Here is a 22490-nt window from a genome sequence, read left to right on the forward strand (position 1 = left end):
GCCCTGTTTGACGCCGCCCCCACCCCCGCCGCCATGGTGGCACTGGGGGAGGAAGCCGTGGCCCAGCTTATCCGCACCATTGGGCTGTGGCGCAGCAAGGCGCATAATGTGGTGGAACTCTCGCGCCAGCTTCTGGCCGAGCATGACGGCGCGGTGCCCGGCACGCGTGAAGCTCTGGAAAAACTGGCGGGAGTAGGCCGCAAAACCGCCAATGTGGTGCTGAGTGTCGCCTTCGACCAACCAACCGTGCCGGTGGATACGCATGTTTTCAGGCTAGCCAACCGCTCCGGGCTGGGGCGAGGGCGCACGGTAGAAGCCGTGGAAAAAGCGCTGGAGCGCCGTATCCCCGAGGAGATGAAGCAGGAATCCCACCACTGGATGATCCTGCAGGGGCGCTATGTGTGCAAAGCCCGTAAGCCCGAATGCTGGCGCTGTGCAGCCCAGACACCCTGCCTGTACCCCGATAAAACACCCCTGCCCACGCCAGCGCGCCGCGCCACTGCCATGGCCTGAAGGCCCCGGCGTGGCTTTAACGCGTAATGGCTACAGCCAGCCTGCCAGTTCCCGGCGCGCCAGTGTTTCCAGCAGGTCGATACAGGCGGGCGATTCATTCAGGCAGGGGATCAGGGTAAACGATTCCCCACCCGCATGCAGAAAGCGCTCACGCACCTCGTTGCCGATTTCATCCAGCGTTTCCAGACAGTCGGCCATGAAACCGGGCATGACTACGGCAATCCGGGTGATCCCCTGCGCGGGTAGGGCGGTAATATACGGCTCGGTATAAGGTTCCAGCCAGCGTGTTGGCCCAAAGCGTGACTGAAAGGTCATGGGCAGGGTCTGCTCGTCCCGCCCCAGCGCCTCGCGCAGGGCATTCACGGTTTTCTGGCAGTCAGCGTGGTAGGAATCGCCCTTTTTGACGTAATCCACCGGCAGGCCATGGAAAGAGGCAACCACTTTCTGGAAAGGCTCACCCTCGCGCCCCTCTAGCGCCTGCACACGCAGCGCCTCGTCCCGCGCGGTACGCACGCTCTGCGCCACAGCGGCGATAAAATCAGGATCATCCGCAAAAGGCGGCAGGGTGCGAATAGCGGGCTGGTTACGCAAACGCATCAGGGCGCGAAAAACCTGATCATTGGCCGTAGCAGTCGTGGTGGCACTATATTGCGGGTAGAGCGGCATGCACAGGATACGCTCACATCCCTGCCTCAGCAGATCATGCACGGCCTCTTTCAGTGAAGGCCCGCCATAGCGCATGCCCCATGCCACGGGCACGTTGCTGGCTGCGAACCGCTCGGCCAGTTTTTCCGCCTGTTCGCGCGTTATAGTGCGCAGAGGGCTTTCGTTCCGCCCGGTGTTCCAGATCCGCTCATAAGCACGCCCGCTTGCCCGCGGGCGGGTTGTCAGCACCACGCCCTGCAGGAGAGGTTGCCAGAACAGGGGAGAGCCCTCGATCACACGCCTGTCAGAAAGAAACTCCGACAGATAGCGCCTGACCGCGCGGTAGCCCGTATCATCCGGCGTGCCGAGATTGATAAGCAGAACACCGACACGCCCGCTCTGCGCCTGTGCCGGCACATGATGGAAAACCATGGTTTCTTCCTTCTCCCGCGCTGCTTGCCCTGCCTTTAGCCAGACAGAGCGGCCTCATGCTCCGACAGTCCCTGCATGCCCATGGCAACACATTTGCGCATGACCGATGGCAGGGCAGCCCCTTCCAGCCGTGCCATGGGCAGCAGAAAGCCCTGACTGACCTCGGTATTGGCAAAACGCACCACCCGCGCCGCCAGCACCGTGATTTCAAGCGAAAAATGCGTAAAGACATGCCGCACCGTGCCTGCACCGTGCCATTGCGCTCGGGCGGGCGCAGTAGCCAGTGCCTCAGCCTCCGGCCAGGGCGTGGCCTGCCAGGCCGTGCCGGGTATTTCCGTCATGGAAGCCAGAAGTCCGGTGTCCGGCCTGCGGCGCAACAGAACCTGTCCTGCCGCATCCACCACGAAAAAATGCACCCCATAGCGCACGGGCCGCGCCACCTTGGACATTTTGCGCGGCAGACTGGCCGCCGTGCCCGCCGCATACCCCGCGCAGGATTGCTGCCACGGGCAAAGCGCGCAGGCCGGTGTGCGCGGCGTGCACAGCCCCGCCCCCAGATCAAACAGCGCCTGCGCGAAATCGGACGGACGCGCCTGCGCCTGCGCACCGGCATTCAGCCCCTCCGCCAGCCGTGCCAGCACCTTGCGGGCACCGGGCAGGGGCGTATGTTCATCAAACAGGCGGGCGGTAATGCGCTCCACATTACCATCGACCGGCACCACCGGCACCCCGAAGGCAATGGCGGCAATGGCCGCTGCCGTATAGACCCCGATACCGGGCAGGGTTTTCAACTCGGCCACCTGAGCCGGAAAGCCGCCGCGCGCCACCACAGCCTGCGCGCAGGCATGCAGGTTGCGCGCCCGGGCGTAGTAGCCAAGCCCCGCCCATGCGGCCAGAACCTGCTCCTGCGGTGCCGCGGCCAATGCCTGCACCGTGGGAAACAGAGCGAGAAATTTCTGGTAATAGGGAATGACCGCCGTAACCGTCGTCTGCTGGAGCATGATTTCGCTCAGCCAGACATGGTAAGGGTCAGGCGTACGACCGCCTTCCGCCCGCCATGGCAGGGTGCGGCGATGTCTGTCATACCAGTGCAGCAAAGCGTGGTCAGGTGGCGTAATCACGGAGGCAGTTATGGCGAAGGAACCCCGCTCCGGCAAGACGGAGCCCGCATCCCCCCCCACGGCCAAGCGGGCGCGGACACCAACAACAACCGCTGAAAAGCCGCCCCGCCGCGCCATGACGGCGCGCAGCCTCGCAGCCCTGCTGCCCGGTGTTACCGCACCGGCTTTCCGCCGCCGCTCCCCTGCCGGAGCGCGGCTGCTCAGCGGCTGGCGCGATATTGTGGGGCCGGGCCATGCAGCCCAGACCACCCCCCAGCGCCTGAGTGCGGGCACCCTCAGCATTGCCTGTGCGGGCCCGGTGGCCATGGAACTCCAGCACCACGCAGACCTGCTGATCGAACGCATCAACACATGGAGCGGGGAAAAACTCGTAACCCGCCTGCGCTTTGTGCAGGACCCGATGGCGGGCCAACACACCCGCAAAGCGCCCACCAAGGCGGCTGCCCGGCAGAGCATTTCCCTCCCCACCCTGCCCGAAGGCCCCCTGCGTGAAGCGCTCGAAGCCCTTGGCACCAGCGTTCAGCATGAACGGAGCGAAAAAAAACGTCGTCCCTGATCACAACCGGGTCAAAGCAACATCACTGAAACAGAATTGTGCGAAAATTGACACAATCTGCCGCTGTATCCTGCACCGTCCGCAAGGCATGAGCCTGCGCGACAACCTCGAACCCCAGACGGATGCAGGACCCGTAATACCATGTCGCGCAAACAGGCCGCTCATCAGGCCCCCGGTGCCACCCTTTCTTCGCTCTCCTTCACCCCGTCGCTGCCGCAACACCCGGCAGGACGCGAAGGCCATTCTGACATCATTTTTCTGCAATCCTGGGCTTCAGGCCTGAATTACAGTGCTGCGAGTGTGCTGCGCGCAGGCCAGATCCGCCGTGCCAACCCCGAACTGGTGCACCGGATCACCACCGCACCACGCGGCTGACAACTGCGGGGAAAACCCCAGAGCCATTCGCCCTTACGCTTGCGGGTAGCCGCTCTCCCCTCCCCACCACAGGCGGGAGCGCATGCGCTGGAAGATTGCATCTGCCCGTCTGGAAGGGCACCATGCCTGCCATGCACGGGCGTGAGACTTTTCCCCTACCCAGTTCCTTTGCCGCAGCACCGCCCGGCCGGGGTATGGCTGCCTGCCCACCCCGCACCACGGCCCGGCTCTGGGCGCGCCTTTTCATACTGGCCGCACTGGCTACACTGAGCGCCTGCGCAGGCCCCCGCCGCACCTACGCCCCCCCGGTCTCAAGCGACAATGCGCTGAACCAGTGGACACCCTACGTGCAGGAAGCCTCGCGCCGTTTCACCATCCCACAGGCATGGATTCGCGCCATCATGCGGCAGGAATCGGGCGGGCATCAGTATCTCCACGGCCATCTGACCCGCTCCATCCATGGCGCTGTGGGGCTGATGCAGATCAAGCCCGATACCTATGCCGAACTGGCAGGCCGTTACCATCTGGGCTCCGACCCCTATGACCCGCATGACAACATCATGGCGGGCAGCGGCTATATTCACGAACTCTATAACCGTTTCGGTTCACCGGATTTCGCGGGAGCCTATAGCTGTGGCCCCCAGTGCATGAGCAACCACCGCACGCGCGGCACGCCTCTGCCCTCTTATGCCGTGGCGTATCTCGCGGCTGTATCCCCCCACCTGAACGACCCCGTACCGGGAGACAATACGCAGATCGCGCAGGCCGTTGCGGCAGCGGAAGCACAGAACTGGAGCGATTCAGACCACCCGCAGAGCGATGCCCTGAACGATGCACAGGCTGATACGGTAGCCTCCACCCCCACCGGCTCTGACACCCGGCAGGTCAGCATCGCGCCCCTGCCCGGCCAGTCCAGCCGCGAAGTCGCGCTAAGTGGACCTGCCATTACATGGCGGCAGAACCGCATTACCGGTAATGCGGTAATCCAGATCGGGGCTTTTTCCACACGTGGGCGGGCAGCGGCGGCCCTGCGCACCGCCCATGGCGCAAGCCCGGCACTAGGGCAGGCACATGACCGGGTGGAACAGATTCTGTCCGGCTCGGGGGCATCCGTCTGGCGCACACGGATTGAAGGCCTACCCGCCACCCAGACAGACGCCATCTGTCAGGCGCTACACCAGCAGGGGCTGGCCTGCATGCCGGTTCATTAACCCCTCCAGCCGCCGCAATACCCGGCCCAGCCCCCCGTATCGCTGCGATACCGATCCGGTGCACACCCACGACAGGCCCCGCAGCACCCCGGCGCTGGGCACAGCATCCCTCCGGCTTGGCCCCCACCATGACCGGGCAGGCGGTTACACCACACCGCCCCCACCAAGAATGCTTGGCGGGACAGACCTGAGAGGATATGAAGGCTGGCAGGAATATCGCAGCCGCCAGCCAGACCTGACCTCTGTCCTCCACGGCGGAGCGGGAAGGACAGACACCTCAGCGTCAAGGAGCCGTATCGCCATCATGCTTCGCCGTCTCATGCCCCGCTCTCTCTCGCCACGCCCGGTAATGGCCCTTGCGGCTCTCAGCCTTCTGGCGTCGTGCTCATCCGACCCCAAAACCAGTCAGGGCCTGACCGCGCCGGACGGCCGCCTCCTCCATGAGGATCGTGGAGCCTCCGGTGGCGAAACCGGCCTTAAAGGCGGGGTAAACGCCTATCTGTGGCGGGCCACGCTGGATACGATCTCCTTCATGCCGGTCGCCACGGCCGATGCGGAAGGCGGTATCATCCTGACGGACTGGTACACCCCGCCCGCAGCCCATGATGAGCGCTTCAAGATTACCGCCTTTATTCTGGACCGCCGCCTGCGCTCGGATGCGCTGCGCCTGAGCGTGTTCCGTCAGGTGCGTGAAGGGGGTGCATGGGTGGATACCCCGCCGGCTCCCAACACCGCATCCGACATCGCTGCGCGCATTCTCTCCCGCGCGCGCAAGCTGCGGGCCAATAACGGCAACCGCGACTGATCCGGGGCAACCGCCCTTTCTTTCCGCCCCCGCCAGCCGCTTCAAAAGCGCGTAACGAGGGCGGGACTTTCATTCCAGCCTGACAGTACAGAACCTTCCATGTCCCAGCCTTCCAGCACTCCTATTCCCACGACCCCCGCCCCCTATGACTTCCACACCGTCGAACCCCGGTGGCAGGCTGCGTGGGATGAGGCCGGTATTTTCACCGTGCCCGATGTGCCCCCGGCAGGGCAGCCCAAATACTACGTGCTGGAAATGTTTCCCTACCCTTCAGGGCAGTTGCACATGGGCCATGTGCGCAACTATGCGCTGGGCGATGTCATTGCCCGCTACAAGCGCGCCCGCGGCTACTGCGTGCTTCACCCCATGGGGTGGGATGCCTTCGGCCTGCCTGCGGAAAACGCTGCGCGTGAACGTGGCGTGCACCCGCGCGAATGGACACTGGCCAATATCGCGGCCATGCGCACCACCCTGCAACGGCTCGGCTTTTCCCTGAACTGGGACCGCGAAATCGCCACCTGCCTGCCCGATTACTACGGCAAGCAGCAGCAGCTTTTCCTTGATTTTCTGGGAGCTGGTCTGGTGGAGCGGCGCGAAAGCTGGGTCAACTGGGACCCGGTGGACCAGACCGTGCTGGCCAACGAGCAGGTCGTGGATGGCAAAGGCTGGCGCTCCGGTGCGCCGATCGAGAAAAAGCAGCTCTCGCAGTGGTTCTTCAAGATCACCGCTTTTGCCGACGACCTGCTGGGCGGGCTGGACAGCCTCGAGCGCTGGCCCGAGCGGGTGCGCACCATGCAGGAGCGCTGGATCGGCCGTTCCGAAGGGGCGAAGGTCATCTTCAACCTGCACCAGCCCCCTGCCGGGCTGGATACGGACCTGAACGCGGTTGAGGTTTTCACCACCCGCCCCGATACGCTGTTTGGCATGTCGTTTCTGGCCATTGCCCCGGATCACCCGCTGGCGGCATGGGTTGCCGCGCGCAACCCGCAAGCTGCTGAGTTCGTGGCGGAATGCCGCAGGCTGGGCACATCGGTCGAGGCGGTGGAAACCGCAGAAAAGCGCGGCTTTGATACCGGACTGCGGGTCAACCACCCGTTCCTTGACCAGAGCTTTCCGATCTGGATCGCCAATTTCGTTCTGATGGATTACGGCACCGGCGCACTGTTCGGCTGCCCCTCGGGTGACCAGCGCGACCTCGACTTCGCCCATAAATACACCCTGCCGGTGGTGCCGGTCGTGCTGCCGCCGGGCAAAGCCGAGGCAGACTTCGCCATCACCACCTCCGCCTTCACGGGCGATGGCAGCATGATCAACTCCGGTTTTCTGGATGGGCTGTCCACGCAGGATGCCCGGCGCGAAGCCATTGCCCGGCTTGAGGCAATGGGCGTTGGACAGGGTGTGGTCAACTGGCGGCTGCGTGACTGGGGCATTTCGCGCCAGCGCTACTGGGGCTGCCCCATTCCGATCATTCACTGCACGGAATGCGGCCCCCAGCCCGTCCCCGCAGACCAGCTTCCCGTGGAACTGCCTGAGGATGTCACGTTCGACAAACCCGGCAACCCGCTGGATCACCACCCAAGCTGGAAACACACCACCTGCCCATGCTGCGGCAAACCCGCCACGCGTGAGACCGATACGTTCGATACGTTCGTGGATAGCTCATGGTATTTCGCCCGCTTTACCGCGCCGCATGCCGCCACCCCCACCGTGCGCGACGCGGCGGATGGCTGGCTGGCGGTGGACCAGTATATCGGCGGGATTGAACATGCCATCCTGCACCTGCTCTATGCGCGCTTCTTTACCCGCGCCATGCGCAAAACCGGCAATCTGGATGTGAGCGAGCCTTTTGCCGGGCTGTTCACGCAGGGCATGGTCAGCCATGAAAGCTACAAGGACAGTGCAGGCAACTGGCTGTACCCCGAGGAAGTGGAACACACGGCGCAGGGCGTGATCAAACGCGGCACCACCGAACCGGTAACGGTTGGGCGTGTGGAAAAAATGTCCAAATCCAAGCGCAATACGGTGGCTCCGGTGGCCATCATCGAGCGCTTTGGCGCGGATACAGCGCGCTGGTTCGTGCTGTCCGACAGCCCGCCCGAGCGGGATATGGAATGGACCGAATCCGGCGTGGCCGGGGCTGCGCGCTTTGCCCAGCGCCTGTTCCGCGCTGTATGCGCCATTGCCGAAACCACACCAGCCACGGCAGCCGCCCCCACGCAGGACAACCCCGCCAGCCCGCAGGCCGATACCCTGCGCCGCACCACGCACCGCACCATCGCGGCTGTAACCGAGGCGCTGGAAGGCTTTGCCATCAACGTGGCGGTAGCACGCCTGCATGAGCTGACCTCCGCCCTGATTGATGCGGAAAAACAAACCGATACGGCAGGCATGGACTTTGCCCGCCGCGAATGCGCCCGTGCCCTGTGCCTGCTCTGCGCACCGATGATGCCGCATCTGGCCGAGGAAATATTCTCCCGCCTGAACCCGGCTGACGGGCTGGCAGCACAGCAGCCTTGGCCGCATGCCGAAGCAGACCTGCTGGCGGCCACCAGTGTTACCATTGCGGTGCAGATCATGGGCAAGCTGCGCGGCACGGTGGAAGCCGAACCGGATGAAGAAGCCGCCACCGTGCTGGCCCGCGCAGAAAGCGAGCCCAATGTGGCGCGGCTGCTCGAAGGCAAGCGCATCGTCAAGCGCGTACATGTTCCCAACCGTATCGTTAACTTTGTCACGGCAGGCTGATGAACCGTACCGCCTTCATGCTCCGTCTCGCACGCCCGCTCACGGCCCTGCTGCTGCTCCTGCCCATGGTTCTGGGTGGCTGCGGGTTCAAACCCCTGTACGGCGAGCAGGATGGCGAGACGAACATCTCGGCCGAAATGAAGGAAATCTACGTCGATAATATTCCTGAACGTCTAGGCCAGCAGGTACGTCTGGCCCTGCAGGCCTCCATGTCGCAGGACGGGCCGGAAGACCCGCATAAATACCGGCTGCGCGTTTCTCCTCAGGTCAGTTCCGAAGCGATCGACACTCATAACGACAACACCACCGGCCGCCAGCGGCTTGTCGGCCGCGCCCACTGGATCCTGTTTTCGGTAGAAACCACGCCACGCCTGCTGGCTCAGGGTGATACCAGCACGATGGACGGCTATACCTCGTCCTACGAACAGTATTTCGCCCAGACCCTGAATGCGGAAACAGCCTTCGGCCGCGTGGCACAGACACTAGCGGAACAGGTTACGCAGCAGGTCGCAATATGGCTGCGCACGGGAGCCAAGCCCCTTACCCGCCAGCCGCAGGGCCCCAAGGCCTATTATCCCATCCCCACGGCCATACCCAATTCCAACAACGAAACGCCTATGGATGCCGGGGCGGATGATGCCATTCCCGCCATGGCCACGGGCCGCTCATCCAGCGACAATGACAGCGCGCCCTGATACCGCACACGCCCGCCCTGTTCCTGTGGGCCACACGGCACAAACGCGCCATGTGGCCCCGCATTTTTCCGCCCTGTCATGAAAATTGACGCCCGCACCCTGCCGCGTGTGCTGGCAGACCCCGGCGCTTGGCGGGTAATCCTGCTCCATGGCGAAGATACGGGGCTGATTCGCGAACGCGCGCAGGAAGCAGCCCGCACGATCATCGGCCCGGAGGAAGACCCCTTCCGCCTCGCCCTACTCGACCGCGAAACCCATGACAGGCTGGAAGAAGAGGCAACAGCCCTTTCCCTTATGGGCGGCCGACGCGTGGTACGTGTGCGCGACGCCGCAGACAGCCAGCTCAAGGCAGTAGAGCACATCCTTGGCCAGACGACCGATACGCTGGTCATTCTTGAAGCACCGGGCCTATCCTCACGCTCGAAGCTCCGCGCACTGCTTGAACGCAGGCCGGACTGTGCTTCCATCGGCTGTTACCCGGAGGAAGGGCGCACGCTTGAGAGCAGCATTACCAAAATGCTGGCCACACACCGTATCCGCATAGACAACGATGCCCTGCACTGGCTGATAAACTGCCTGAGCGCGGATCGGTCCGCCACGCGGGGCGAAGTAGAAAAACTGACCCTTTACGCGGGCGATGGCGGCACATTATCGCTGGAGGACGTGCGCACCTGCATTGGCGATGCTGGCAGCGTTTCACTGGAAGATGCCGCCTTTGCCGCAACACAGGGCAACCGGGCGGAAGCGGACCTTGCTCTGGAGCGTGCGCTGGCCGAAGGCATAAGCCCCATTGCCATTATTCGCGCATTCATGGCGCATTTGCATCGCCTACGCCGGGTGCGGGCGGCCATGGCGGCAGGCGAAAGCCGCACGGATGCGCTCAAAACCCTGCGCCCCCCCGTTTTTTTCAAACGCACAGCCGGGTTCAGCCGGGCCCTCGAACTCTGGACACTCCCGGCCCTGACACACGAACTCACCCAGTGGCAGGCACTCGAACTGGCATGCAAACAGACAGGCGCACCAGACCAACTCCTGTGCCGCCGCCAGACCGCCATGCTGGCCGCGCAGGCGGCACGTCAGGCCCGCCGCTAACGCTGCTGCTGCCTACTGCGGGGTTCCCCCCTTGTCCACTGCGGCGGCTTTCAGTATAGACTGCCAGTGTGTGTCCGCGTAGCTCAGCAGGATAGAGCACAGGATTCCTATATAAATTGGGCACCATGTCAGGAAACAGCATGGTGAATCCGCTCAAAGTCGGGGAACGCTACGGCCATTTGGCCTTGCCAATCCCGAGCCAAGCCGCCCCCGGGCGGAAGGTGTAGAGACTGGACGGGCGGTGCCTAACGACCTGCTTGCAGGTTTATGGCAAAGGGACAGTCCAGCCCACGAACGCTTTGTCCAACACGGGACAGGGCGGCGGTGAAAACCGTAGTGGGATGAATCCTGGGGCCGTGGGTTCGAATCCCGCCGCGGACACCAACACACATTTTCCAGAGCCATGCGAACAGGTGCGCCAGCACCGCCTGCAACATTACCCTCAGTACTGTTGTGGCACGGCCTTCGGGTAGAACCCGCGTACGACTTTTTCCATGGTCAGGCCCTGCACGATAATGGTGCACACCACCACACCATAGCAGACAGGCAGTAGCAGATCGCGTAGCGCGAGTGGCAGGCCGAACCCCAGCGATACCGATAGACCGCCAGCATACGCCCCTTGTCCCACTGTCGCCGATGCACCGGCAGAATGGACAGCAACAGAGCTACAAGACTGATCGTATCCATACCTGCGCGCGCGGATCGTTTTGGGGCGTGCCGTCAAGAAAAACCGGCACCCCCGTGATGCAATCCGTTGAGTAGTGGCTGAGAAAAAGCCGCTACCGCAGAAGGTTCAGGCTTCCACCGGCAAGGGTTCGGCAGCAGGCACCTGTGCAGGCCAGTCACGGCAGTTACGCACCGCGCCATTTTCACGCACGGCGTCCAGCGTTTCGGGGTTGAGGGTAACAAACACCCACCCCCCCTGATCCAGCTTGCCTTCGCCCATAATACCATCCGCCGGAAACCCACGGTCAACGGGGCCATACACACCCGCGCACCCATGGTTTTCATCCAGCGTGGCCAGCCATGGAGCATCGCCCACCGTAGGAGCCACCGCCACAAAGCACTGATTTTCCAAAGCACGGGCCTGTGCTGAAATCCGCACACGGTTAAAGCCGTGCAGGGAGTCCGTGCAGGTTGGCACCAGTATCAGCCACGCACCGGCTTCGATCTGCCTACGGGTAAGCATGGGAAATTCGGAATCATAACAGACCGCAGCGCCAATCAGCCCCCACGGCGTTTCAAACACACCGGGCGGATTGCCGGCGCGCACACCCCATGACTCGTTTTCAAAACGGGTCATGACATGCTTGTCCTGAAACATGATACGGCCATCGGGCGCGATAAGAGGCGCACGGTTGCGCACACCCTGCGCCTCGGGTCTGGGCAGGGTGCCGGGCATCAGCCACACACCATGGCGCATGGCCGCACCGCGCATGATTTCCAGCAGCGCATCGCTATGGGCGCAGACCGCCTCAAGCTCGGCCCCCGGGTCTGGCGCATCTACCAATGCGGAGGCCACCTCCATGCAGGCATATTCGGGCATGAGCAGCAGGTCGGCATCGGCAGCACCCTGCGCCACCAGCCTGTCCAGATGGGCCACGTAATCCTCGATCGTGCCAATACGCGCGACTTCCCATGCCAGAACGCCCAAGCGCAAGGGTTGTGTCATGACTGTTTCTCCGGCTGTAACAGAACCTGCGGCACAGGGGCCGCCCGCAATGGTTTAATGAAAAAATCGAGCCAGTGCAGGGTTTCGTCAACCTGTCCGGGTTCTTTCCACATCATGGTGCAGGCCACACCCGGCAGGGGCGAAAACCCCCTTTTGGCCCAGAAGGCATGCAGGGTGCCCGCCCCTTCTGGCCGCAATGGATGCTCGGCAGGCCGCCGCACGGAGCAGAATACCGCAAATTCTGCCCGGCTGTCGGTCAGGGCGTAGCGTTCACGTTCCTCAAAAAACCGCACACCCAGCCCCTGCCCCCGGTAAGAGGGCAAAAGAACAGATTCGCCAAAATAAAAAAACTGGTCAGGAGAAAGCCCACGCGCCTCGAACGGTGCGCGCACATCCGGTGCTTCATCACGCAGCGGCAGACAGGACGAGGCCCCAATTACCTGTGCGCCATCCCGTGCGATCACCACCGCTGCTCCGGGGCTTTTTACATAAAATTCGAGATATTTCTTTTCGTATTCGGCATCGCCCTCATACAGATAGGGCCATTCACGGAATACGGTAATCCGCAGCCGGGCCAGATCGGCCATGACAGGCCTGAGGGCCTCTCCCGAGAGGGTTTCAAGCGTGATACTCATCCACGGTCCGTTTTCCAGCCTTGCCGCCAACACGCTTGCGCGCCTGCCAGCCGGGGTCAACCCCCGACCGGGTTGCCCCATACAAAACCGGCCAGCCTCAATCCGCTTTCATGAACGCGCCATGAAGATTCAGTTTTGCCGAACCACAAACCCGTGCCAGCCAGCTTTGCCGCCATGCTTCAGGCCGCTGGAGCCAGCACGTTTTCAGGCTGTTCGGCGTCAGGCTGGATACCGTTGGACAACGGGGCTCCATCATCATACTGGGCCAGAAAATCCACCACGGTCTGCCGGTACAGATCCAGCCCCTTATAGCTGGACAAGGCCGGGTCCAGATCCCGCAGAACGCGGTGCAACCGTTTGCGCCACTTGCCTACGCGCATGATGTCGCGCACCGGCATCAGGTAACAGCGAATGGAAAACAGAATGGCGTTGGAGCGCGGCAGGCGATAGAGGGTTTGCAACTCCACCCGCAGATGCACCTTGTCAGCCACGTTCTCGGGCGTGACCGAAGCGCGATCAGCCCCCCAGACCATGAAATTTTCCGGCGAGGTATCCAGCCGGGGGTTGATGGTCATGGTCCAGTTCAGCCGCCGCACCGGTTTTTCGTGCTGCAACATCAGCAGAAAACGCAGGCCACGATCAAACACACCCATTTCCGCCGCTTTGGGCACGGGAGCGTGCCACTGCCGGAAAGACATGCCCAGATCGAACTTGAGCGACCAGTCCGCCTGCGCGGTCACCATGCCGCCATCCATCCACAGATCATCCTCACGCTGGTCATGCAGCGTGAAATCTCCCTGCATTTGCCGGGCCATATATTCAAACGGCGGTAATGGCAGGGTTACGGCATCGCCAAACACGAAGCTCTGCTCGTAACCCAGCAACCGGTTGACCCAGTGCCAGTCCAGCCCTTCGCGCCGCAGGGAAAAATGCTGCGGATACTGATCGGACAGGGTGGTCATAGCCAGTTCGACAAAATCCCACTCTGCCTCACGCATATGGGGCAGAACGATACAGCGTTTGGGATCTTCTTGCAGAATACGCGCTTTTTCCGCGCATTCTGCCACGTAATGCTCGTCAATATCGAACGTATTGCGCATGGCCGCAACCGGACCACTGCGAATATGGGGCTCCACATTCATGGAATACATATAAATGTCTTCAGGGAACGGAAACGGAAACCGCATGATGGTTTCAGCACTGTTCGTTACCTGATAGGGCGGGCGATAACTTTCCCGCGCACTGGTCTGAACGGTCATGCCCGCCTCCTCTTTACAGGTTGAGTGTCAGCGTATCCGTTCTGGCACGGGATACGCAGGTTAGAATGGTGCGGCCTTCGGTTTTTTCCTGCTCCGTCAGCACATGGTCCCGATGTTCGGGCACACCGTCGAGCACTTCCAGCGCGCAGGCTCCACAGGCCCCGCCACGGCACATGCATGGCGCATCCACCCCGGCATTTTCAAGCGCTTCCAGCAGGGTTTCATCTCCCGCCACTTCTATTGTCTGCCCGCTGCCTGCCAGCACGACCGTAAAAGGCTGCCCCCCTTCAGGCACAAAAAAATGTTCCGAATGAACCTTGGCAGCCGCAAAACCAATCTGTGCCGCCGTCTGCTCCACCCAGTTCATGAAACCCTCCGGCCCGCAGAAATACAGATGGGTGGCGATATTTTCCTCCGCCATCCGCTGTTTCATGCCCACATCTTCGGGCGGACGGTCATGCAGGAAAACCCGCGCGGGCGGCAGACTGGCAAGCAGCGCCTCAAAAGCCGGTTTTTCCTCCGGGCGGCAGAAATGGTGCAGGGTATAGTCCGCCCCCGCCGTTTCCAGCGCGCGAGCATGAGCAAGAAAAGGCGTGATACCAACCCCGGCGGAAAGAAGCAGGTGCCTTCTGGCTTTTTTAACCACAGGAAACAGGTTGGCGCTGCTCAGCACCGTAATGACTGTGCCGTCCTGTGCCTTGTCATGCAGGAAAACCGAGCCCCCGCGCGACTGCGGCGCACGCCGCACAATCACGCTCAGTTCGCGCCCATCAGGCGTTGCGGACACAACGGAATAGGCATTTTTGTAACGCCGCGCCTCATCCCCAAAACCGAGCACCACATGGCTGCCCGCAGACACGGCAGGGAAGCGCCCCCCCTGCGCCACAAGCACGAATTTGCGCAAGGTCGGTGTCAGCACGTCCACCGAGGCAATAACAGCCGGATAACCAGAACGTTCAACCATGACGGGCCGCCGCCTCCATTGCCTGCAACAGGATTTCGGGTTCGCCTACCCCCATGTAAGCCCCCAGCCCGCGTGAGTAATGCTCGCGCACGAACAGGGTGGTGCCGCAGCCAAGGCAGCGCACCGTATCAGCCGCCACCCCTTCGTTAAGCGTATCGCAATGCACACAGACCACACGCCGTGCCGCATCACGCGGGGGAGCAAACTGCACCTCGCCCGTGCCCAGCCCTGCTGCATCCGCCACAATGGCCACACGCGCCAGAAAAGAGGCACCACCCGCCGCATACAGCCTCAGCCCCACCCGCTCACGCGCCAACCGTCCGGCCAGCCGTTCCAACAGGGCAGTGGCGGAACGCAAAAAGACTTCCCCTTCTCCCGTATCCGCCATGGCCGTTGCATCGGACACGACTGTCCATACCTCTGGTGTGGCGGCACCGCAGCCCTCGGGCAGGGGGCAGGCCGCCTCATCACGAACATACAGGTGCCGCACACCCGACGCGTCCAGAACCAGTGGGGCAAAAGGCAGTTGACTGCTGACGATCACGCTCTTTTCTCCTCCCCGCATGGTCTACAGACAGACAATGCGGCAACCCTGTTTTTTCAGCCTTTGACGGTACGTTTTTTCTTTTCGGGATCATCAAACGGAAGCTGATGTGTAACGCCGGGCAGGCTCTCATCGCCTGAACGCACGACAATGCTCCGCCCCGGCGCTGCGTAAGGCACATCCATACGCGCAAGGGCCATGGAACGCCCTGTCAGCGTGGAAACCATACCGCAGGTAACGGTACCCACACGCTGCTCGCCATCGTACACACCCGCCCCGGGCTCGGCTGCGGTGATGCCTTCAAGCAGCAGCCCGAAAATTTTGAACCGCTCACGCCCCTTGAGCGCATAATGCGCGGGCGCACCACGGAAATGCGTCTTGCCCGGGCTGACCGTGAAATCTAGCCCCAGCTCCCACAACGTATCCCCGGCCAGATCCTGCTCGAACGGATACATTTCGGAATTGTCGTAGGGATAGAACAGCAGATAGCTTTCCACCCGCAGCAGATCGAGTGCGGTAAAGCAGACAGGCACAATGCCATCTGCCTTGCCATCCGCCAGAATTGTATCCCAGATCAGCGGTGCGTCAGTGCCTTTGCAGAAAATTTCGTATCCACGCTCGCCCGTGTAGCCCGTGCGCGAAATCATGACCGGCGCACCGAACAGCGTTGTCTGCATATGGCTGAAATAGTTGAGCTGGCGGATACCCGGCACATGACGGGCCAGAAAATCAACCGCAACCGGCCCCTGCAACGAAAGGTCGTGCAGGTCGTCATCAAACAGCATGGCGGCGTTACGCCCCACCACAGCCTGCGCCAGCATTTCATGCAGGGTGCCAGCCCCGTGCACCACCATCCAGCTATTGGGGCCGGTGCGGTACAACAGGCAGTCATCAATAAACTTGCCGTCGTCATTGAGGACCGTGGCATAGACCGAACGGCCCGGCTGCACCTTGCTGACATTGCGGCTGGTTGCATAATCCAGAATGGCCGTGGCGTGCGGGCCAACCAGATGCACTTTTTTCAGCCCCGAAACATCCATAAGCCCGGCCCGCGTGCGCACAGCCACATGATGGTCCTGCAGGCTGGAATCGTAGCTCCAGGCCGTGCCCATGCCGTTCCAGTTTTCAAGGGCGGAGCCAAGGGCACGGTGGCGATCTGCCAGAGTGCTTGAACGCCAGCTAGTCGTCATGTCTTTCAGTCCTTACTACGCCTGAGCGCCACGCCATGGCGGCAGAAACCACCAAGGCGGAAGCCATCATATTCCTGTCTATTACGAATGTGAAAAGATCATGCGTTATAGACTGCATAAATTTTTCTTATTCCAAGACAATTCTTTTACAGACAGGCTATTTTTACCAAATCCCTCTCAGCCGGAAGCCCGCACACGCGCCTGTTCGACCGGCGCCAGAAACGCCTCAAGCGAGTCATCCATCGCTTCCATCCACGGCGTATGGTGCGGGGGGGCCATGGTGCCGGTCAGCACTGAACGGTAACTACGGTCACGGAAGGTCATAATGCCCTCTTCCTTGTCGTGTTTCCATTCCTTGAACAGCGCCGCCACCTGATCGAGATCAAAGGGCGGATAATCGGTATAGATCATCAGGTCGCGCACGTAGTCTGTCTGGAAATCAATTTCCTGCGTGGCATTTTCCAGCGCCTGATCACGCGCGACCCATGCCTTGCTATCCGCCAGCATATCGGCCCTGCCGGGCAGGTCCAGCTTTTCCATGATAACATCACGCGCAAACCATGCCTGCGCATCGAACATGTTAAAGGTGTAATACTGGTCCTGCATACCCAGATAGAGCAGCTTGGGATTGTCTATCCAGCATATGCCCTTGTACAGGCTTACAGGATACAGACAGTTATGCGTTTTCAGGCGCAGATAGTCCGGCAAGAACGGGAAGTAGTGCTTGTAGCCAGTGCACAGGACGATGGCATCCACCTTTTTTGTGGTTCCATCCTGAAAATGCGCAATATCCCCATCAACCTTGAGAAGAAGCGGATGTTCCTCGAACCCTTCTGGCCATTTAAAGCCGAGCGGCTTGGAGCGGTAGGAAAACGTGATGGATTTTGCGCCATATTTGTAGCACTGGCTGCCAATATCCTCCGCCGAATACGAACTGCCAACCAGCAGCACATCCTTGCCCGCGAACTCATTGGCATCACGGAAATCATGCGCATGCAGGATACGACCGGGAAAAAGATCAAAACCGGGAAAGGACGGCACATGCGGTGTTGAAAAATGCCCAGAAGCAACAATCACATAATCAAACCGCTCGGAATAGACATGCGCGCTGGTAAGGTCTTCCACCGTGACAAGGAAGTTATCGGCCTCTCCATCCCACTGAACATCACGCACGGATGTGCTGAAGCGCATATCGCCTTCAAGATTGTCACGCTTGATACGCCCGACAATATAATCCAGCAGCACTTCGCGCGGCGGATAGGACGGAATGGGCCGCCCGAAATGCTCTTCAAAAGAATAGTCAGAAAATTCAAGCCCTTCCTTGGGGCCGTTCGACCACAGGAACCGGTACATGCTGGCGTGGACAGGCTCGCCATATTCATCCAGCCCGGTGCGCCATGTGTAGTTCCACATACCGCCCAGTGTCGCCTGTTTTTCAAAACAGACCAGTTCAGGCACTTTTTCGCCCGCCTTGCGCGCCGCGCCGAAGGCTCTCAGCGCTGCCAGCCCGCTCGGGCCCGCGCCAATAATCGCCACTCTTTTTGCTGTCATGCTCACACGCGCTCCCTGTTCACGGTCGGGCTTTCAGCCTGCCGTATTGTCTGTCACTGCAAGAACATTCAGGACCTGACCCGGCTCTTGTCCGGGTCATAGGCTGGAAAAGACGTGACCTTTACAGGAATTCTCTTTTGCAACCCATCAAGATGGCCAATTTCCAGCATGCGCCCGGTCTCAGCCACGGCCGTATCAACCCGTGCCAGCGCAATGCTTTTTCCCAGCACGGGCGACAGGCACGCACTGGTAATACTCCCCACCCTGGCGCGCCCGTCATAAACGGCATCGCCATGGGCAAGATGTTCGTTAGACAGGCTCTCCAGCCCTACCAGCTTGCGCCGGGGAGCCTGCCTGCGCTGTGCCAGCGCCTGAGAGCCTATGAAATCATCCGTTTTTGATGCTGGTACCGCAAAACCGATCCCTGCCTCAAACGGGTCTGTTTCCGAGCAGAACTCATAGGCGGCAAAGGCCAGCCCTGCCTCGATCCGCAGCCAGTCGAGTGCATCAAGCCCCAGCGGCACCATGCCTTCTGGCTGACCCGCTGCCCACACGGCTTCCCACACGGCATGGGCATGGCGCGGATGGCACCAGATTTCGTAACCCAGTTCGCCCGTATAGCCGGTGCGCGACACCAGAACCGGCACCCCCGACGGCCCGCCCACACGCCCGATGGTAAAGCGGAACCATTTGAGCGCGGCAATGTCGGGCTGCGTGGGCGGGGTCCAGATCAGTGGCGCCAGAATGGCGCGGCTCTGCGGCCCCTGCACCGAGATATTGTGCAACTGATCGGTGGACGGACGCACAAAGGCATGCAGCCCGTGCTCCACTGCAAGGGCGCGCAGCCATTCTCCGCAATACTCATCCCCGCACACCAGACGGAACGCCTGAGGGGCAAGACGGAAAACGGTCGCATCGTCCAGCATGCCACCATGGGGGTAGCACAATGCGGTGTAGACCACCTGCCCGACCGCCAGTTTGAGAATATCGCGCGTGGCGGCCAGTTGCAGCAGGGCCTGTGCATCCGGCCCGGTTATTTCAAACTTGCGCAGGGCCGACAGGTCCATGACACAGGCACGCGTGCGGCAGGCCCAGTATTCCGCCACCGCGCCGTACCCCTCAAAACGCGCAGGCAGCCAGAAGCCCTTATATTCGACAAACTGTGCGCCCTGCGCGGCAAGGTCAGAATGAAAACCGCTCTGCCGCGTCATGATCGCGGGTGCTTGTGGTGTCATACGATGGGCAACCCCGCTGGAAATGGCACTGTCGCGGTCATAGACCCGCACATGGATATCGGTCGGCTGCCAGCCATTGGCCTCTGTCACGTCATCCGCGCAGGAGGACGATGCACAGACAAGGTCTGTCAGAGCGCGCAGCAGCACGTAATCCCCCGGCCGGGACCACGGCTCGGCACTGGTAATGGCCCCGCATTCCTGCACCTGTGTGTTGAAAAAGAAGTTGATGGCAGGCCAGCCGCTCCGGGGCGTCAACCCCTCGCCTTGCAGCACCGCGTTAAAATTATCGCTACAGTTGGCATGGCCGGGGTAGCCGGTGTCATCGTAGTATTTCGCGGTGCAGGCCAGCAGGAAGGCATCATGCCGCCCTACCGTGTCCTGCACGACCTCAACCAGAGGCTGCAGACGACTGTCGAGAAAACGCCCGTGCAGGCCGGGCACAGGCAGGGCATGCCCCTGCACCGTGCGCGTGGCCGTGGCGTCCAGCCCGTATTCCTGCCCCTGAGCCAGCGCCTGTGCATCAAACGCCAGAAAATCGGAGCACTGGCGGCCAGCCACATCAATAATCTGGATATAGTCGCCCTTGCGCACCCGGTAACACACGGCTGTCGCGGCGGGCACGCGCACATCTTGCACAATGGGGGCCAGCGGCTCGGGCAGGCGCTCAGGCCCCTCGGGGGCTGGTGTAAAATGCAGGTCATACGCGCCCGGGGCATTGGACTGATCGGGCATCATGTCTTCAGCCGGAAGATCGAGCACGATTTCGCCATCGGCCAGCACATCAAAACGACAGCCCGCCCCCGCCTGCTCATCGGCAGTGAACAGGGCATAGAGGCTTTCGCCCTCCGCCCCCTGCGGGGCAGACTGTTGCGGTGCCACGGCACGCAAAACACCCTCAGGTGCCGCCAGCACGCCCGCCTGCCCGCCATCAACGGTAATGACTTCAAGACCCTCACCGGCCCGGACCGTAAACCGCCGGGGGCCACTGCCCCCCGCCACCCGAACAGGTGCCGCTTTATGCTGCGGTGCAAACAAGAGTGTCATGGCGCTACGCCACTCCCCGTCCGTTTCTCTTACGGAACAAGACTAAGGAGAGCAGATGCGTTTTCTCAATGGTGCCTTTTGGCACCATTCCCCCCTCATACGCGCACGCCCATGCGCCATAATGGCTTGACAGAACCATCCCCCAAACGAAACAATCAGAGACGATGCGGACTCGACGCGGCAGAGCCCGACAAACGCCAGCCCTATCCGGCACCCGGCTTCTGCGGCACGGGAGAAAAAGGACAATGGGAACATGACCGGCACCATACCGCCGGACAGCCACACAGCCCCCTTTATGGAACAATGGCTGGCCGAACTGGGGCATGTCGCGGGCCATATTGGCGGCGCGGATTTTCACACACGCCTCCTGTCCGTATTTTCCCGCCTTATTCCACACCAGTCTTCCTGGATTATCGCCTATGCGCCGGGGGTGCTGCCCCATGTGCTGCATACGGAGGATGTCGAGTCCACGGCCTTTAGCGACTACAGAAACCATTTCCGCACGTTCGACCCGTTCTGGCATTTATGGCGCAGTCAGGCCCGCCAGCCCGTGGCATCGCTCTCCACGCTGGACAAGGCGGTAAAGCCTTACGAATACACTTCAATTTTCCAGAAAAACTGCGGTTTTTCCGATGAGCTGGCCATTATCCTGCCCATCCTGTCCAATACCTGCATCATGCTGTTTCTCCAGCAGACGGACAGGCCCTTTACCCAAAAGGAAATCAACCGCGCCCGGCTGGTGCAGCCGCTTTTCTATGGCCTGCACCAAAGCCATATCAACCAGACCCTACAGGCATGGAGCCGCACCGCGCCCTATACCGAGGCACAGGCGGCCAACCGCCCGGACAGCGAAGGCGCGCTGGTTCTGGATCGCCACCGCAACCACCTGCATGCCAACGCCGCATGGCGCACGGCGGAGGCACGCCATGGCGCACCGTTCCGCCGGGCCCTGCACCGGCTGCTCAGAAGCACGGATGGCCTGATACCGGGGCACAGCCCCACAATACTGGAAGAAAACGGCTTTACCCTGAGCCTGCAAGCCCTGCCCGAAGACTGCCCGCTGGCACCCGCAGGCTATCTGCTTACCCTTACCCCCGGCACCACACAGGCGCCGCTATCCGCCCTGCCGGGCCTGCATGTAACCCGGCGTGAGCAGGACCTGCTGGAACTGCTGCTGCAAGGCCGCAACACGGGCGAAATCGCCCAGACACTGGGGATCAGCAAGGGCACGGTCAAAAACCACCGCCAGCGGCTGTACCGCAAGGTGGGCGTTACCACCGAAAGGGGGCTGCTCAGTCGCCTGCAGGCCCTTCGGCAGCAGTAATCAGCCAGCCAGCCCCTGTGCTGCCTGCAAGGTGTTCTGGAGTAGGCAGGCGATGGTCATCGGCCCGACACCACCGGGTACGGGCGTAATGGCGGCGGCATGGGGGTAAACCTCGTCAAACGCCACATCCCCCACAATGCGTGAGCCCTGCGCCGTTTCCGCGCGGTTGATACCGACATCAATCACCACCGCACCGGGCTTGATCCAGTCGCCTTTCACAAGGCCGGGATGCCCCGCCGCAACCACCACGATATCCGCCCGGCGGGTTTCCGCCGCGACATCGCGCGTTTGCAGATGCGTGACCGTAACCGTGCAGCCCGCCTGCTGCAAAAGCCGTGCCATGGGCCGCCCCACAATGTTGGAGCACCCCACCACCACGGCGTGCAGCCCAGCCAGTTCAGGCAGCACCGACTGCAGCAACATCATGCAGCCCTTGGGCGTGCAGGGAATAAACCCGTCATGTCGCCCTACGGCCAGAAGCCCGGCATTGACGATATGAAAACCGTCCACATCCTTGGCGGGGGAAATCGCATCCAGCACCGCGTCCCGGTCGATCTGCGGGGGCAGAGGCAACTGCACCAGAATACCGTGCACGGTTTCATCCGCATTCAGGGTGGCAATCAGGCCGAGCAGTTCGGCCTCCGATGTGCTGACCGGCAGGTGATGCGAAACCGAGCGCATGCCCGCCTGCTCTGTCGCGCGGATCTTGTTGCGCACATAAACGGCGCTGGCGGGGTCATTCCCCACCATCACCACGGCAAGAGTTGGAAGAATACCATGAGCGGAATGGAGGTTTTCAGCCTCCTGCCGTATTTCGTTTCTGAGCTGGCGGGCATAAGCCACGCCGTTGATCAGCTTTGCGTCTGCCTCCATGACACGATCCCC

General features: G+C 61.7%; 20 protein-coding genes and 1 pseudogene. 9 read left to right on the top strand and 12 right to left on the bottom strand.

The genetic code is table 11. The features are described 5' to 3' along the window. Positions 1–513, top strand: a 513-nt coding sequence (locus ABF757_RS08370; RefSeq protein ID WP_415481757.1) for an endonuclease III domain-containing protein, incomplete at its 5' end; no start/stop codon positions are given. Positions 514–543: 30 nt separating this feature from the next. Here the strand turns inward: ABF757_RS08370 and hemH are convergent. Together hemH and ABF757_RS08380 are read right to left on the bottom strand one after the other, a co-directional pair. Beyond that, a complete protein-coding gene (gene hemH / locus ABF757_RS08375) occupies positions 544–1590 on the bottom strand; it encodes a ferrochelatase (protein ID WP_415481759.1) in 1047 nt (348 codons plus the stop codon). A 35-nt stretch (positions 1591–1625) separates the two neighbouring features. Beyond that, complete coding sequence (locus ABF757_RS08380) at positions 1626–2711, bottom strand: A/G-specific adenine glycosylase (RefSeq protein ID WP_415481794.1); 1086 nt, start codon at positions 2709–2711, stop codon at positions 1626–1628. Positions 2712–2721: 10 nt separating this feature from the next. Between ABF757_RS08380 and ABF757_RS08385 the strand changes: the two genes are divergently transcribed. From ABF757_RS08385 to holA, 7 genes are all read left to right on the top strand, one after another. Next, positions 2722–3267, top strand: coding sequence for a DciA family protein (locus ABF757_RS08385; RefSeq protein ID WP_415481761.1), 546 nt, complete (start codon positions 2722–2724; stop codon positions 3265–3267). Between the two features lie 141 nt (positions 3268–3408). After that, the gene (locus ABF757_RS08390; protein WP_415481763.1) at positions 3409–3642 is read left to right on the top strand and encodes a hypothetical protein; all 234 of its coding nucleotides are present in this window, start codon (positions 3409–3411) and stop codon (positions 3640–3642) included. 122 nt (positions 3643–3764) lie between these two features. After that, positions 3765–4853 carry a lytic transglycosylase domain-containing protein gene (locus ABF757_RS08395; protein WP_415481764.1) on the top strand — a complete coding sequence of 363 codons (1089 nt, stop codon included), beginning with the start codon at positions 3765–3767 and terminating at the stop codon, positions 4851–4853. A 304-nt stretch (positions 4854–5157) separates the two neighbouring features. Continuing rightward, entirely contained in the window at positions 5158–5658 is a 501-nt protein-coding gene (locus ABF757_RS08400; protein WP_415481766.1) for a DUF3576 domain-containing protein, read from the top strand. 99 nt (positions 5659–5757) lie between these two features. After that, the gene (gene leuS, locus ABF757_RS08405; protein WP_415481767.1) at positions 5758–8400 is read left to right on the top strand and encodes a leucine--tRNA ligase; all 2643 of its coding nucleotides are present in this window, start codon (positions 5758–5760) and stop codon (positions 8398–8400) included. Further along, positions 8400–9095, top strand: coding sequence for a hypothetical protein (locus tag ABF757_RS08410; RefSeq protein ID WP_415481769.1), 696 nt, complete (start codon positions 8400–8402; stop codon positions 9093–9095). Before leuS ends, ABF757_RS08410 begins: the two co-directional genes overlap by 1 nt. A 78-nt stretch (positions 9096–9173) precedes the next feature. Beyond that, positions 9174–10187, top strand: coding sequence for a DNA polymerase III subunit delta (gene holA / locus ABF757_RS08415; RefSeq protein ID WP_415481770.1), 1014 nt, complete (start codon positions 9174–9176; stop codon positions 10185–10187). Positions 10188–10629: 442 nt separating this feature from the next. Here holA and ABF757_RS08420 read toward each other — a convergent pair. The 9 genes and pseudogenes from ABF757_RS08420 to ABF757_RS08460 form a co-directional block, all read right to left on the bottom strand. Then, positions 10630–10865 (bottom strand): annotated as a pseudogene (locus tag ABF757_RS08420) (cation:proton antiporter); the annotation flags it as partial. Between the two features lie 115 nt (positions 10866–10980). Continuing rightward, positions 10981–11859: a carbon-nitrogen hydrolase family protein gene (locus ABF757_RS08425; protein ID WP_415481772.1), complete on the bottom strand. Its 879-nt coding sequence runs from the start codon at positions 11857–11859 to the stop codon at positions 10981–10983. After that, complete coding sequence (locus ABF757_RS08430) at positions 11856–12494, bottom strand: GNAT family N-acetyltransferase (RefSeq protein WP_415481774.1); 639 nt, start codon at positions 12492–12494, stop codon at positions 11856–11858. The genes ABF757_RS08425 and ABF757_RS08430 overlap by 4 nt, the downstream gene beginning before the upstream one ends. A gap of 179 nt (positions 12495–12673) precedes the next feature. Further along, entirely contained in the window at positions 12674–13753 is a 1080-nt protein-coding gene (locus tag ABF757_RS08435; protein WP_415481776.1) for a heme-dependent oxidative N-demethylase family protein, read from the bottom strand. Between the two features lie 13 nt (positions 13754–13766). Continuing rightward, the gene (locus ABF757_RS08440) at positions 13767–14717 is read right to left on the bottom strand and encodes a PDR/VanB family oxidoreductase (protein ID WP_415481778.1); all 951 of its coding nucleotides are present in this window, start codon (positions 14715–14717) and stop codon (positions 13767–13769) included. Then, positions 14710–15261 (bottom strand): dimethylamine monooxygenase subunit DmmA family protein, encoded by a 552-nt coding sequence (locus ABF757_RS08445; protein ID WP_415481779.1) that lies wholly within the window; start codon positions 15259–15261, stop codon positions 14710–14712. The genes ABF757_RS08440 and ABF757_RS08445 overlap by 8 nt, the downstream gene beginning before the upstream one ends. 56 nt (positions 15262–15317) lie before the next feature. Then, positions 15318–16451 carry an aminomethyltransferase family protein gene (locus tag ABF757_RS08450; RefSeq protein WP_415481780.1) on the bottom strand — a complete coding sequence of 378 codons (1134 nt, stop codon included), beginning with the start codon at positions 16449–16451 and terminating at the stop codon, positions 15318–15320. A 177-nt stretch (positions 16452–16628) separates the two neighbouring features. Further along, on the bottom strand, positions 16629–18002 hold the full coding sequence (locus ABF757_RS08455) for an NAD(P)-binding domain-containing protein (RefSeq protein WP_415481782.1): 1374 nt from the start codon (positions 18000–18002) through the stop codon (positions 16629–16631). Between the two features lie 68 nt (positions 18003–18070). Beyond that, positions 18071–20281: a DUF1989 domain-containing protein gene (locus ABF757_RS08460; protein WP_415481783.1), complete on the bottom strand. Its 2211-nt coding sequence runs from the start codon at positions 20279–20281 to the stop codon at positions 18071–18073. Positions 20282–20534: 253 nt separating this feature from the next. Here ABF757_RS08460 and ABF757_RS08465 point away from each other — a divergent pair, with 253 nt between their 5' ends. Continuing rightward, on the top strand, positions 20535–21605 hold the full coding sequence (locus ABF757_RS08465; protein ID WP_415481784.1) for a helix-turn-helix transcriptional regulator: 1071 nt from the start codon (positions 20535–20537) through the stop codon (positions 21603–21605). Here ABF757_RS08465 and folD read toward each other — a convergent pair whose 3' ends face one another. Next, positions 21606–22478 carry a bifunctional methylenetetrahydrofolate dehydrogenase/methenyltetrahydrofolate cyclohydrolase FolD gene (gene folD, locus ABF757_RS08470; protein ID WP_025861082.1) on the bottom strand — a complete coding sequence of 291 codons (873 nt, stop codon included), beginning with the start codon at positions 22476–22478 and terminating at the stop codon, positions 21606–21608. Positions 22479–22490: the final 12 nt, after the last annotated feature.

Origin of the sequence: Acetobacter papayae, from assembly GCF_047721125.1 — a bacterium.
In the GTDB taxonomy this organism is placed as follows: Bacteria; Pseudomonadota; Alphaproteobacteria; order Acetobacterales; family Acetobacteraceae; genus Acetobacter; species Acetobacter papayae.